The sequence below is a fragment of the Paenibacillus doosanensis genome (assembly GCF_025060755.1).
In the GTDB taxonomy this organism is placed as follows: domain Bacteria; phylum Bacillota; class Bacilli; order Paenibacillales; family NBRC-103111; genus Paenibacillus_S; species Paenibacillus_S doosanensis.
This window is the reverse complement of sequence record NZ_JANYUY010000004.1, coordinates 198,554-212,904: the sequence shown is the minus strand read 5'-3', so window position 1 is coordinate 212,904 and position 14,351 is coordinate 198,554. Positions and strand designations below refer to the sequence as shown.

Sequence of the window (14,351 nt, the reverse complement as noted above, 5' to 3'; positions counted from 1 at the left end):
CCATCCGTTGAACGGGTTTCATAGGCTAGGTCATGAGAGTAAGCCGCCGAAACTTTTTTACAGCGGTTCTTATCTTAAGGTAAAATAGACTTAGTAAAGAGAATCTTGGAAAAAATAGTATTCATATAACCTCATATCGATGGAAAGGGTGAAGTCTTGTGTCAAATACGGAAAAAATTAAACTGACCTCATTTTCAACCAAAGGAGGCTGCGGATGCAAGATCGGTCCCGGCGACCTGTCTCAAGTGATTCGCTCGCTCCCGGCTTCGACTCCCGACCCGAACCTGCTCGTAGGCATTGATACGAGCGACGACGCCGGCGTTTATAAGCTTAGCGAAGAGCTGGCGCTCGTTCAGACGGTCGATTTCTTTACCCCTATCGTCGACGATCCGTACGCATTCGGCCAAGTGGCGGCCGCCAATGCGATTAGCGATATTTATGCTATGGGCGGCAAACCGCTTACGGCGCTGAACATCGTCGCGTTTCCGATCCGCACGCTCGATAAGCAGGTGCTGGCGGAGATACTGCGCGGGGCGGGAGACAAGATGAAGGAAGCGGGGGTTACGCTGGTCGGCGGCCATTCCATCGACGATAATGAGCCTAAATTCGGACTGGCCGTTACCGGCCTTGTCCATCCCGGCAAAGTGCGGACCAATGCAGGGGCCGTACCGGGAGATAAGCTGATTTTGACCAAGCCGATCGGCGTAGGGATTTTGACGACGTCGATTAAGAAGGACAAGCTGTCCGAAGAAGAGATCCGGCGCGTGACCGGGGTCATGGCGGCGCTCAATAAGACGGCGGCCGAGACGATGGAGCCGTTCGAGGTGCATGCTTGCACGGACGTTACCGGCTTCGGACTCATGGGTCATGCGCTGGAAATGGCCAAAGGAAGCGGAGTAGGGGTTCGGATTCAAGCCGACGCCGTTCCGGTGCTCCCGAGAGTCAGACAATTGGCTGAAGAAGGCTTCGTTCCGGGCGGGACGAAAAATAATTTCGCTCATGTTCAAGACGCCATTACGTTTCCCGACACGTTGGATCAGATCGGACAGTGGATTTTATGCGATGCGGTGACGTCCGGGGGGCTGCTCATTTCCGTAGCGGGCCATCAGGCGGAAGAGCTGCTGAGCAAGCTGAAGCTGGCGGGCGTCGAAGCGGAAATGATCGGGGAGATGACAGCCGATCACCCCGGACGCATCGTTGTCCTTTAGTTAAACTGGAACTTTTAGTAAAAGGAGCTTATACGTTGTTTGAGGACATTACACTAGACGAACTGTTAGCGCTGCGAAATCGCAAAGAAATCGTATTGATCGACGTGCGTTCCCCTTCAGAGTTTGCGGATTCGACGATACCGGGCAGCTTGAATATTCCGGTGTTCGATGATGCGGAGCGGGCCGAAGTGGGAACCATTTATAAGCAGGTCAGCGTACACGCGGCCAAAGAAAGAGGCCTGGAAATATTCTCGGCGAAGCTGCCCCAATTCATTAAAACGTTCGGGCAAATGAAAGAGCAAAAAGCCGTATTTTGCTGGCGCGGCGGCATGCGAAGCAAGACGGCGGCAACGGTGCTTGCGTTAATGGGGATTCGGGCTTATCGGTTAACGGGAGGCTTCCGCACTTACCGCAAGTGGGTCGTCGAGACGCTGGAGCATATGGAGTTCAAGCCGCGGGCGGTCGCCTTGTTGGGGCATACAGGGACGGGGAAGACCGCTATCCTCAGAGGGCTGAAAGGGGAAGGATTTCCGGTACTCGATCTTGAAGGCATGGCGGGGCATAGAGGCTCCATATTCGGGCAAGTCGGGCTGGAAGCGAATAATCAGAAAACGTTCGACTCTTTATTGGTCACCGATTTGCTGAGCATGCAGGACTCGCCTTATGTGCTGCTTGAGGGCGAGAGCAATCGGATCGGCAAAGCCGTGCTGCCCAAATTCGTCATTGAGAAGAAAGAAGCGGCGAAGCAAATCTGGATTCAATTGCCGATGGAAGAGAGAGTTCGGAATATTGTCAAAGAATATCGGCCGCGGGAGCATAAAGAAGAGCTGATATTTGCGTACCGGAAAATAAAAAGCCGCATTCACACTCCGATTGCCAATGAAATCATGACTTGCTTGACGGAAGATCGGTTTGACCATGCGGTTCGGCTTCTGCTGAAGCACTATTACGACCCGCGCTATGAGCATGCCATGAAGTTATATGAACAGGAACGGTTTGTGATCGAAGCGAATACGGTAGAAGAGGCGGCGCAAAAAGTAAAGGATCACTTGGTCACCGGCGATGCGGACAGACGGGAAGCTTGCCGGTAGCGATATAAGAATACTTCAAGGCGCCCATAGGAATCGGGTGCCTTTTTATATCGGTTCAATGAGGCGCTTCAAGGGCAGCGTTATTGAATATCGTCCTGCCGGCCATCTGCCGGAAGCGAGCGCGCCCAAACCATAGCTTTTACCAAAAAAACGGGTTAATCGTCTGCTTTTCATACCATTCCTAGGGTTTTGTGGGAGCCATACCGCTACTTCTCTGCAATTGGATGGTTATCACTTAATTTTCCGGCTTTCAAATACCATGTAACTATCATATAATAGTAAGTATCTTAATCTATCGTTAATAGTTTGGTATACTTGATTGATCTATCTAGGGAAGGTGTGTGACTGCGTCCGCACCCTGGCTTGCTATGGAGCCGAAGCAGGAGCGCCTATATTATTTCTTCAAATATTAGCATGTAAGGACGGTTAATGATGAGCAACGGACAAACAAAAACAGACGTTATCTTAATTGGTGCCGGAATCATGAGCGCGACTTTAGGGTCACTGCTGAAAGAATTAGTGCCGGATTGGAAAATCACAGTATTCGAGAGACTTGCTAAGGCAGGAGAGGAAAGCTCTAACGAATGGAATAATGCGGGAACCGGGCATGCTTCCCTGTGCGAGCTGAACTACACCGTTGAGAAACCGGACGGTTCCATAGATATTAGCAAAGCGATCAAAGTCAATGAAGAGTATCAGCTTTCCAGACAGTTCTGGTCTTATCTGGTCGAAAGCAAGCTGATCCGCAATCCGCAAGATTTTATTATGTCGGTGCCTCACATGAGCTTTGTGCAAGGGGAACAGGACGTTAACTTTTTGAGAAAACGGTTTGAAACGATGTCCGCCAATCCTCTGTTTGAAGGGATGGAGTTTTCCGACGACCCGGACAAACTGAAGGAATGGATTCCGCTGATGATGAATGACCGGGTAAACAATAAACCTATAGCGGCAACAAGAATTGAATCCGGAACGGATGTTAACTTTGGCGCTTTAACGCGCTTATTGTTTGCCCACTTAAAGAGTAAGAATGTCGACATAAAATTCAAACAGAATGTAGATGATATTAAACGTGCTGCAGACGGATCGTGGGATCTGAAAGTGCGGAATGTCGACACCGGCGCCGTCGAACGCCATTCGGCGAAATTCGTCTTTATCGGCGGCGGGGGCGGAAGCCTGCATTTGCTGCAGAAATCCGGCATTCCCGAAGGAAAAGGCATCGGCGGCTTCCCGGTCAGCGGACTCTTTATGGTCTGTCAGAAGCCGGAGATCGTCGCCAAGCATCACGCCAAAGTATATGGCAAAGCTTCGGTAGGCGCGCCTCCAATGTCGGTTCCGCATCTGGATACGAGATTTATCGATAACAAACAATCGCTGTTATTCGGCCCGTTTGCCGGCTTCTCGCCGAAGTTTTTGAAATTCGGTTCCATGATGGATTTGATCACGTCCGTCAAACCGCATAATCTCGTAACGATGATGGCGGCCGGCGTGAAGAACGCTTCGCTGACGACATACTTGATCAAGCAAGTAATGCTGTCGAAGGAACAGCGCATGGAAGAATTGCGGGAATTCGTCCCTGATGCGAAGAGCGAGGACTGGGATTTGCTGGTAGCGGGTCAGCGTGTGCAAATCATTAAAGATACGGCCGCAGGCAAAGGAATTCTTCAATTCGGCACGGAAGTGATTAACGCCGCCGACGGTTCGATCGCTGCCTTGCTCGGCGCTTCTCCGGGCGCTTCCACCGCCGTTTCCGTTATGCTGGAAGTCATCGGCAAATGCTTCCCGCAGCATATCAAGTCATGGGAGCCGAAGATTAAAGAAATGATTCCTTCTTACGGTGAATCCTTATTGAATAACCCGGACCTTGTCCATCAAATTCATTCGTCGACATCGCGGACGCTCGGTTTGAACCGGGAGCTGCAGCCCGCGAAGTAGAGCGATAAAAGGCCTTCCGTCCCGATTTCCACAGGACTAAGGCCTTTTCGTTTTGTCTGAAAGAGCAGAGCGGTTCGCGGTTTCGGCGGGACATGCAGCGGAAGCGAAGGGTAACGCTTATTTTTCCTGCCTTTTTATTTTGGCAAGCTCGGCGCCGATGTTATCCTTCGCTTCTTGCAGCAGCGCGGCGGGTGCGCCTTTTCCGTTAATAGCCAGATCGCGAATGCGGTACGTTTCGGCCCAATAGAACGAAGCCGCCGGCGAAACGGGCCTGATCTGCGAGGTGCTCATAAGATCGAGAAATACCCTCATGTTGTGGTCCTGCGATAGCCCGAGCCGCTCATTGACCGCGGGCATCGACGTCATCAAGCCTGTTCCGCCCGCATGCTCCGCCCATCGGAAATTCCCGTCTTTTTGCGCCGCATACTTGATGAAGGCCCAAGCCAATTCGCGCTGGACGGCGCCCTTCGGTATAATCATGGCGTTGCCTCCGATCCAGGAGGTCTGCGGGCTGTCATGGACAGACGGCATAGGAGCCACGCCCCACTCAAACTCCGGCCTGTATTTCTCCAGGTCCCGCAGAATCCAATTGCCTTCGAAGACAAACCCGATCTTTCCCGTCCAAAACGGGCTGACCCCGATCTGGGCCGTCGTATCGCTAAATTCCGACAGGTTGGCGATATCGTATTTCTTGGCGTATGAAGTCATCCACTTCAGCGCCTGCGCGGTTTGCGGCTCGCTAAGATCGAATTCGCCGTTATCTCCGGCAAACCGGGCGCCGAAGTTAAGGGCATGGGTAAATAAAGACCCTTGGCCCATCCAAGGCACGAATCCGACCTGCTCATACTTTCCTTTCCTGTTCTTAATAAATAATTTCTCCACCATATCGTCCAGTTCTTCTATCGTTCCGGGCGGTCGCTCCGGGTTCAACCCGGCGTTTCGCATTAGCGTCTTATTGTAATACATGGCGCGCGTATCGGCGAGAAAGGGCAATCCATATACCTTGTTCTGATAACGGACTTCCTCCCAGGCCCCGGGATCGTAATCCGCCGCCTGAATCCCGTCTCGACGGACAAGGTCGCTAATATCCTCAACGGCCCCTTTGGCTGCCATGGAGCCTATCGTGAACCGGTCGATGACGGCGACATCGGGAGAGCTTTTACCTGCAATAGCGGCCAGCAGCTTGTCCGAAATATGGGTTTTATCGGCGTCCTCGGCGATCGTCAGCTTGACCTTGATCCCCGGATGCGTCTTTTCGAATTCTTCAATAACGTATTTTTGAAAGTCCCTTTGAAATTCGCCGCCGATGGAAAACCAGAAATGAAGGGTCGTCACCTGCTGCTTCTTGTCTCTCCCCGCGCTTTTTGCATCTGCTGTTTGTTCCAGGATGGCGCTATTGCATCCAGCAAGTACAAGTGGAATGAACATGAGTATGAGCATGACCGGTAAGAAGCTCTTCGGGCGACGTCTCATCATTCTGACCTCCCTCGGTTCAAACGCTTAGTCGGCTGCCTCCAGGACATACCGGCGGATCGCCTGCGCCACTCCATCCTCCGCATTGCTGCCTGTAACCGCTTGCGCAAGCCGTTTCACCTCGTCCTGCGCATTGCCCATCGCCACGCCCATTCCTGCCGCGAGAAGCATCGCCTTGTCGTTCAAGCTGTCCCCTACGGCCATCACCTGCGACATCTCCAGGCCATACATCCCGCATACTTCCAGAATACCGCTCGCCTTGGAGATGCCTGCGGGATTAATCTCAATATTGCTCGGGTGGGAATTGGTAATCTCGACCGAAGCCGCCTTCTCCGCTCTTGCGCGTACCCGCTGCAGCAAGATCGGATCTTTCGAGAAATAACCGAACTTCAGCCAAACGGACTCATCCGTAATGCCGCTCCAATTCTCTGCAGTGATCATTCCCTCCGTCGTATAACCCCAGAAGGAGCAGCCCTCTTCCAGCGAAATATCGTGAAGCTCCTTGATAATCGTGCCGTCCAGCGTATGACGTTGATGCAGCTCGCCCGAAGAGGTCCATACCTCGCTTCCGTTAGCCGTTACAAGCGGAGATTCGAGCTCCAGATCCCGCCAGTAGGGCTTAGCGCTCTGCATTTCCCGTCCCGTCGCGACAATCACCGTAACCCCTTGCGCGCGCGCCTGTGCAATCGCTTTACGATTTTCATCCGACACGGTGGAATGCTTGTTCAGCAGCGTCCCGTCCAGATCGAGCGCAATCAATTGAATTTTGCCCATGCCTAAAGCCTCCTTCCATCATCTATCCTTTCAATCCCCCTAATGTGATTCCGCGAACGAGCTGCTTCTGGAATATAAAAAAGATGAGAATGGAAGGTACCAGAATAATAGTAACTCCCGCCATAATCGGACCGTAAATAACGCTCTCGGAAAATTGAAGCATCGTAATTCCCACCTGCACCGTCCGCATATGCTCCGAATTCGTAACCAATAAAGGCCATAAGTAGGTGTTCCACAAAGCGATAAACGACGCAATGAATATCGACGCCAGGATCGACCTGGACATCGGGACCAGCATATTGGTGAAGAAGCGAAAATCGCCGCATCCGTCAATAAAGGCCGCATCCCGGTATTCTCTCGAAATGGTCAGGAAATGCTGGCGCAAGATGAACATATACGTCGCGGAAGCCATCATGACAATGATGACGCCGGAGTAAGTATTAATCAATTTCATATTGGCCACGGTAATATAGTTGGTAATGATGAGCATGTCGCCGGGAATCATCATCGTGCCGAGGATAAATAGGAACCAGAACTTCTTCCCTTTAAACTCAAGGAACGAAAATGCATAGGCCGCCAGACTGCTCGTAATGAGCCGGCCCGCCGTGCCGACAATCGCAATCAGGAAGGAGTTCCATATAAAGCGGACCAGCGGCGTTGACGTAAAAACGGTCTTATAGTTGTCCAGAAATACATTGCTGGGAAACCATCTGGGAGGAAAGGCGCTTAAGTCGCCGGGACTCATGAAACTGGCGCTGACGCAATAAATGACCGGGGAAATGACGATGATGCCAATGATGACGCATAGTGTCGAAAATAGAAAGTCACGCATTGTTCCGGCAGTTCTCATGAATAATGCACTCCTTTCTTTTCGTACACAAAGGTAATCAGGGTAAAGATCATGACAATAATAAAGATCACGATAGCGACGGCGCTTCCGTAGCCGTAGCGGGCATTTTCGAAGGCTTCAATGTACATCCGGTAGATCATCGTTTCGCTGGACCCCATCGGTCCGCCCTTCGTTAACACCATAACAGGCCCGAACACCATCAGCGAATGAATCAAATCGGTAATAATTAGAAAAAAGAGCGTGGGGGACATCAGCGGCAGCTTGACGTGAAGCAGGGACTGCACGTAACTGCTTCCTTCCATCTCCGCCGCTTCCAAGAGCTCCTCGGGAACGTTGCGGACGGCCGCCAGCAGAAACAGAAAGCTGAAGCCGATGCCCATCCAGATCGAAACGATGGCGATACCGACCATCGCATATTTCTCGTCGCCGAACCAGTTGATGCTCAGTCCGGTCATTGCGTTGAATACGCCTATCGACGGATTCAAAATCAATTGAAAGATCATAGCCGCCGAGGACATCGATACCGCCATCGGCAAAGCGAATAGCATTTGGTAGATGCCGATGCCTTTGCGTTTCTTTTCCGCTAGCAAGGCCAGGACGAGACTGATGATCAACGTTCCCGGAACCGTAATGACGGTATATTTCAGAGTGTTGAAAAAGGTTTGCAGCAATCGATGGTCGCCGAAAATATTGATAAAGTTTTCGAACCATACGAATTCAATCGGGTTCCCGTTCAAATCGACCAAGGTAAAGCCCAAGTAGAACGTCTTGGCAAAGGGATAGTAAGTGAACAGGAAAACGAAGACAAGACACGGCAGCATAAATAAGTACGGTTTGACGGTTTCCTTCCATCTTTTTTTGCCGGCATGATAGTTTAATCCCGTGCTTTTGGCGGGGGCGCTCACATTCATGCTTCCTGCTCCTTCCATAACGGCGCCGCAGGTATAACCAACTGCGCTACGACCGGATAATGATCGGAAGGATAACGCCCGCCGATTTTGCGGCGATCGATGAGCACGGATTCCACCTGCACATCCGGAGTGACAAAAATGTAGTCGATCGGCTGCCCTTCCTCGCGTCCGCAGAAGCTGTTATGGAATGTCGCGCCGACAGGCCCCTTCACGGCGGCATAGACGTCCGTCATCTCCGCCTGCTCCGCTTCCCCGGCGAGCTGTCCCCTCATGAAGCGGATCGCCGCATTGTCCGGCTCCGCGTTGAAATCTCCCGTCAGAACGACGGGGAGCCGCTTGGCCGCCCGCATTTCCTTAATCCGGCTCCAGATAAGCCGGACTCCCTGTTCCCGTGCCTGCTGCCCCCGATGATCCAGGTGGGTGTTGAAGTACAGCAGCTCCGCGCCGGTTGCTTTATGCCGCACATGCGCCCATGTGCAGATGCGCGGCAGGGAGCTGTCCCAGCTGACGCTTGCCGGAACCTGGGGCTGCTCCGACAGCCAGAAGGTTCCGTGCTCCACCATCTCCGTCAAGCCAGGCTTGAAAAAAATCGCGCTAAGCTCGTCTTGGTCCTCTCCCAGGCGTCCTTCGCCGACCCATTGATAGTCGGTTAGCCGAAGATCCTCCAGCATGCCGACATGCCCTTCCTGCGTACCGAAAAGCAGCGGATCATGCTCCCTGATCATTTCGGCCGCTTGTTCGAAACGGTACATCCACGCGTTATCTCCGTCCGGCGCGCGGCTGGTTCTCAGATTAAATGTCATCAAAGTCATATTCGTCGCCATGACTTACCTCCCGCGTTATTTGATATTGTTTACCCGGTTATAGTCCTTCAACGCCTTATTGCTTGCGCTAGCCATATCGGTAATCGCCTGATCGATACTCTTCTTGCCTTGAATATAATTCAAGGTCTCTTCCAATATCGCTCTGCTGAACTCGGCGCTAACCGGTCCCATCGGCTCCTGGTTTTCCGGCGACGATGCGTGCAGCTGGTCGATAGCCGTAGTAAATAACGGATTTTTCGTCAGATGCTCTTTCATTTGAGGCAGATCGTACGTTTTGGTATTTACGGGGAAGTAGCCTGTACCCGTATGCCACACGAACTGGGATTCCGGCGTCGTTACGTATTTCAGGAACTGCCACGAGGCGTCGACAGCCGCCTGATCCTTCTTGTCCATGATATAGAGCGCCGAGCCTCCGACGGCAACTCCGCCTTTGTCGGACGCATTGACTTTCGGGAAGAAGGCCGTGCCCACTTCGAATTTGTCGGCGACCTTGGTCAGCGTGCCTCTGAGCGACGCGGTCGAGCCGACGAACATCGCCAGCTTGCCCGCCGCGAACTCTTCGTCCGCTTTGACATCGGAGCCGGTCAGAATACCGCCGGCATCGACGGCTTTCTTCCACTCGGTCAAAAATTTCTTCATCGTCCCGTTCGTATCGTATTCGACGGCGGTCATGACATCGGCGCGGCCGTTTTTGTTATTGCCGATGTACGCGCCCTGCATGCCGATCCAGCTGGACAGGTGATACTGGTCCGGATTGGCGGCAAAGCCCCATTGGGTAACCTGGCTGCCGGTCTTTTTGGTTAGCGCCGCTGCATACTTGCCTAATTCATCGATCGTTTGCGGCGGTTTGTCCGGGTCCAGGCCGTTTTCTTTAAATGCATTTTTGTTGTAATAGAGCAGGATCGTCGAGTTCGCAAACGGAATGCCGACTTGTCTGCCTTTGAAACTGAAGCCTGCGAGCGTATTGGGCTCCAGGTCGGCCGCTTTGAACGAAGGGTCTTTCGTAATCAGGTCCTGCGCCCAGATGACGGAGGGCACATCCTTAATATACGAGGTGTCCGAGGCCGGGATTTGCACGATATCGGGGAAGTCCTTTTCGTTTTTCGCTTGGACGACAGCCTTCACTTTTTTCAGCAGATCCGCGTAGCTTCCCTGGAACACCGGAGTAATGGCGATGCCTTTCTCCTTGCCGACGGTTTCATTAAAGCTTTGAACCATCTTCTTGACAACTTCTTCATTGGTTCCCCCCATAGCATGCCAGAACGTCAGGTTCACCGGCCCTGCGCCTTTCGACTTTGCCGGCGTGCTTGCCGCCGGTTCGCTGCTGCAGCCTGCCAATGCCGTAGTCAAGGCGACCGCAGTCAGAATCGTTTTCAACGGTTTCTTCATTCCTAGAACCTCCTTAAAGGACTGTTGTGACAGCGCTTGCAAGCTGTCGTGACACAGGTTAGCGGGTCTAGGAATATTGTAAGAATTTTATGAAACTCAGGTAACGGGGCCCATTTTGTTTTTAGTGTTGTTATTTTTGGCATTTTGCGCGGCATTTAGCGGAATCTTGACGGTTACCCGGGTTCCGGCTCCTTGCTCGCTTTCGATGTCCAATCCGTACGGCTCGCCGTAACCGAGCTTGATTTGGGAATTAATGTTTTTCAAGGCGAAGTTTCCTTCGCTGATGAATTCTCCGTTCTCCAGAACGTTTCTGATTTCCGACAATTTCGCCTCCGCGATGCCGGCTCCGTTGTCCTCAACCGAAAAAACAAGCGAATCGCCGTCTTTTTTCCAACAGATCCTTAAGTAACCTTTGCCTTTTTTCTTTTCGATGCCGTGGTAAATGGCGTTTTCCACAAGAGGCTGAAAAATATGCTTAAGCACCATGCAATCATACACGTCCGAAGCGGCGTCGATCTGCACGTCGAATTTATCTTGATACCGCACCTTTTGAATTGAAATGTAGCTTTCGACCAGTTCAATCACTTCCCGGACGGTGGCGATATCCCGGCCTTCATTCAGGGACAGGCGCAAATATTTGGACAAGTGGAAGATCATGGAGCTGATCTCGTCGGCTTTATAAACCCGCGCAATCCAATGGATAGAATCCAGCGTGTTGTACAGAAAATGCGCATTGATTTGCGATACCATCATTTTCATCTGAATGTCCTTTTTTAACAGCTGCTGAATATACAGCTCTTCAATCAGGTTTTTCATATGAGCGACCATCAGGTTGAAATGCTCAAACAAAAGGCCGAATTCATCTTTCCGGCGATCCGTAATTTGCGCTTTCATATCCCCGTCTCTTACCTTATTCATAAATTGCAGCAGCAAGTAAATCGGTTTATTCATATGACGCACCAGAGCGAAAGCTAGCAGGGTTCCAGCGACCGCAAACGTGATGATTAAATAAACCGTGTATATGCCGATGTGGCGTGAGTCTTCCAGCAATTCGTCGATGGAGGCGATCTTGACGGTTTTGAAATCGGTATTCGCGATGCTGTCGTAAACGACCAGCTGCTCCTTGCCGTCAAGCTGGACGGTCTCCATCCCGCTCTCGTCATCCGGAAGCTTGATCGGCAGCATCTGCTTGTATTGCGTTCCGTCGGAATCGCCGATAATGACGCCGTCTTTGTTAATGATGAAGGACTGTCCGGGAGAATGGACGCTAATATCGCTTAAAATTTGGACGATTTCCTCCATGTTGATGTCATATAAGAAAATACCGATGATATCCATATTGCCCGACAAATCTTTGATGGCCCGCCCAAAAGTAAAGACCGGCATTTCATTTCCGTCATGCGGAGCGAATGGAGCTTGATGGCCGAGCCAAACAACGGCTCCGTCGGCATCGCGTACCTGCTTGTACCACGGCTCGTCCTGAAATATATTAATGATCGGCATGGAGATCGTCGTAGATACCGTGGAATAGCGCATCGAGCTGCCGTATTCTCCGAAAATATAAAGATTGACCGTATCGTTCTGGGAATTAATAAAGTCGCTGAAAAACTTGTTGATATAATCGACATTCCGAATATGACTGTAATTATCGTCGAACTGATTTTTGATTTCCTTCTGCAGTTCTTTAAGACTGAATATGAGCGCCGAACGGTTTTCATAGTCTTTCAAAAGCATATTCAGCCGGTAATTCGCCTGCTTCACGCTGTCCAGCGCAAAGCCGCCGACCTTGGATTCGATCGTTGCTTTGGATTTATTGTAGGATAACATCCCTATGATCGGCAGTGAAATGACGATGCTGCCGAAATAGACGATAAATAGTTTGAATCCGACGGAATTCCAGTTTAACCTCCACTTGAACATAACTTACCGCTCGCTCCCTTGCCAGGAAGTGCCGGGTTCGGGGTTATCCCTCAACCTTTATCCCGATATTGAGAAGGCGTGATCCCTTCCGACTCCTTAAAAATCCGCACGAAATGACGTAAGTCCGTATAACCGATTTGCGCCGCGATTTCATATACTTTCATGGTCGTCAGCTTCAGCAGTTTTTTGGCTCTGGCGATTTTTTGGCGCATGATGAATTTGCTGAAGGTTTCGCCCGTCTCATCGTGGAAGGCTTTGCTGAAATATGACGGGTTCAAGTGGACATGGCCTGCGACCTCGTTCATCGAGATATCCTGCAGATCATGCCGGCAAATATATTCGATCGCTAATTGAATATTTCTCTTGAGGGAATCCTTGTGGCCGACCTGTGCGCTCGCTTGGATGAAAAAGGGCAGCAGAAGCTCCTTGATGCGGGGCAATTGCAGCCGCAAAGCCGCCGCCTCCTTCTTCAGCCTTGCCACTGTTTCCCGCGCGGCGGCATCCTCCGCTCCGGTTAGGTCGAGCTTGTCCGTCACTTGTTTGACAAGTGCCGTTAATCCGCGGCTTAACTGCAGCGGCTTCATGGAGGAGACCGCAGACTGAAGATGATGTTCAAGCTCCTCCAGCTGTTCCTTCATTTTTTCCTCGTCGCCCAGCTTGATCGCATTGATGAACCGGTTCATCCAGACATCGCCGGGACCGGTATAATCCGGGGCGCCGCCCTCGTCGATGAACGGCAGCTTGGCGGCTTCATATACGCGGCCGCTGCCTTCGAGAAAGCCGCAGCTTAGTGCATGCAGCGCTTCATGGCATGACACGGATAAATTCGATACGTCCCGGGGGCGGCTGGTTCCGACATTGATATCGACGCCCAGGTAGCGCTTGGCGGCTTCGACAAACTGCAATAAGCCCGATAACAGCGGATCGCCGCAGGCTTGCGATTCCGCCGCGGAGCAAGCTTGGCGAGATAAGAGCAGAATAACATCGATCTCGTGGTGATCAAGCGGGCAACCGAGGACGCTTCCCCAGCTTCCTCCGATCTCTTCGCCGATATTGGCTAACCCGATACGTACCAACGAGCGCGACTTCTCGCTCGTCCCTTTCTCCCCCCAGCATTGCACGGCTACGGCCAGCACTTGAATGCCGCTTGGGTCCAGCTTGATGCCGAGCGTCTCCCACTTCGGCAATAAATCGATCGGAGCATGCGACTCGTTAAACAGCAGCATTTCGAGCAGGCGCTGCCGGGCTAACGGCAAGCATTCCCGCATACTTTCCGCCATCCGTTCAAGCCGCTTGTTTTGTTCCCGCTCTTGAGCGAGATCTGCCGTACACCTGCGGACCACATCGAGTAAAACGTCTTCTTCGATCGGCTTAACGACGTAATCATAGGCCCCCAGCTTGACGGCGTGCTTGGCATAGCTGAAATCGGTATACCCGCTGATAAAAATGACTTTGGTTTTTATATTCCGCTGCTTCAAGTTAGCCATAAGCTCCAGACCGTCCATCCCCGGCATTTTAATATCCGTTACCAGGATGTCCGGCGTATAAGCGGTGATAAAATCGAACGCTTCCAATCCATCCTCGGCTTCCCCTATAGGCTCGATCCCTTCAGAGCGCCAATCGATCGTTGAGCGTAAACCCTGCCGAACCCATCTTTCATCATCCGCTATATACAATGAAAACATATAACGACCGCTCTCCTTTCAACGGTATGTGCTGCCCGGTCAGCTATTATCGGCGCCATAATTTACCGGTGGGTAATTATTCGCCTCTAACCCGCAATTTACCTGCACGGGCGGCCTGACCCTTATCCCGGAGGCTATGCGGCTTGCCGAATCAGAAGCAGGATATTCCGCGCTCGGCATAAATGATACGGTAGCCCTATGATTTTGATTGATATCGCTTACATTGCCCGCTCGATTCCCCGTTATACTTGTTAGCATGCTTATATTGAGTCGTTCAGGGAAGGAGGCGGCAGT

Annotated in this window: 11 protein-coding genes; 3 read left to right on the top strand and 8 right to left on the bottom strand. The window is 51.7% G+C overall.

What is annotated here, in order from left to right; genetic code table 11:
• Positions 1–158 precede the first annotated feature (158 nt).
• From selD to N0M98_RS06000, 3 genes are all read left to right on the top strand, one after another.
• On the top strand, positions 159–1,208 hold the full coding sequence (selD, locus tag N0M98_RS06010; RefSeq protein WP_259617240.1) for a selenide, water dikinase SelD: 1,050 nt from the start codon (positions 159–161) through the stop codon (positions 1,206–1,208).
• A 35-nt stretch (positions 1,209–1,243) separates the two neighbouring features.
• Positions 1,244–2,299, top strand: a complete 1,056-nt coding sequence (gene mnmH / locus N0M98_RS06005) for a tRNA 2-selenouridine(34) synthase MnmH (RefSeq protein WP_259617239.1) — start codon at positions 1,244–1,246, stop codon at positions 2,297–2,299.
• Positions 2,300–2,731: 432 nt separating this feature from the next.
• Entirely contained in the window at positions 2,732–4,231 is a 1,500-nt protein-coding gene (locus tag N0M98_RS06000) for a malate:quinone oxidoreductase (RefSeq protein WP_259617262.1), read from the top strand.
• Positions 4,232–4,348: 117 nt separating this feature from the next.
• Here N0M98_RS06000 and N0M98_RS05995 read toward each other — a convergent pair whose 3' ends face one another.
• From N0M98_RS05995 to N0M98_RS05960, 8 genes are all read right to left on the bottom strand, one after another.
• Positions 4,349–5,707 (bottom strand): ABC transporter substrate-binding protein, encoded by a 1,359-nt coding sequence (locus tag N0M98_RS05995; protein WP_259617238.1) that lies wholly within the window; start codon positions 5,705–5,707, stop codon positions 4,349–4,351.
• Between the two features lie 24 nt (positions 5,708–5,731).
• Positions 5,732–6,478, bottom strand: a complete 747-nt coding sequence (locus N0M98_RS05990) for a Cof-type HAD-IIB family hydrolase (RefSeq protein ID WP_259617237.1) — start codon at positions 6,476–6,478, stop codon at positions 5,732–5,734.
• Between the two features lie 22 nt (positions 6,479–6,500).
• Positions 6,501–7,328, bottom strand: coding sequence for a carbohydrate ABC transporter permease (locus tag N0M98_RS05985; RefSeq protein WP_259617236.1), 828 nt, complete (start codon positions 7,326–7,328; stop codon positions 6,501–6,503).
• Entirely contained in the window at positions 7,325–8,239 is a 915-nt protein-coding gene (locus tag N0M98_RS05980) for a carbohydrate ABC transporter permease (protein ID WP_259617235.1), read from the bottom strand. The genes N0M98_RS05985 and N0M98_RS05980 overlap by 4 nt, the downstream gene beginning before the upstream one ends.
• Complete coding sequence (locus N0M98_RS05975) at positions 8,236–9,063, bottom strand: endonuclease/exonuclease/phosphatase family protein (protein WP_259617234.1); 828 nt, start codon at positions 9,061–9,063, stop codon at positions 8,236–8,238. Before N0M98_RS05975 ends, N0M98_RS05980 begins: the two co-directional genes overlap by 4 nt.
• A gap of 15 nt (positions 9,064–9,078) precedes the next feature.
• Positions 9,079–10,452, bottom strand: coding sequence for an ABC transporter substrate-binding protein (locus N0M98_RS05970; RefSeq protein ID WP_259617233.1), 1,374 nt, complete (start codon positions 10,450–10,452; stop codon positions 9,079–9,081).
• A gap of 96 nt (positions 10,453–10,548) precedes the next feature.
• Positions 10,549–12,372 carry a sensor histidine kinase gene (locus N0M98_RS05965; protein WP_259617232.1) on the bottom strand — a complete coding sequence of 608 codons (1,824 nt, stop codon included), beginning with the start codon at positions 12,370–12,372 and terminating at the stop codon, positions 10,549–10,551.
• 50 nt (positions 12,373–12,422) lie between these two features.
• The gene (locus N0M98_RS05960) at positions 12,423–14,057 is read right to left on the bottom strand and encodes a response regulator transcription factor (RefSeq protein WP_259617231.1); all 1,635 of its coding nucleotides are present in this window, start codon (positions 14,055–14,057) and stop codon (positions 12,423–12,425) included.
• Positions 14,058–14,351 lie beyond the last annotated feature (294 nt).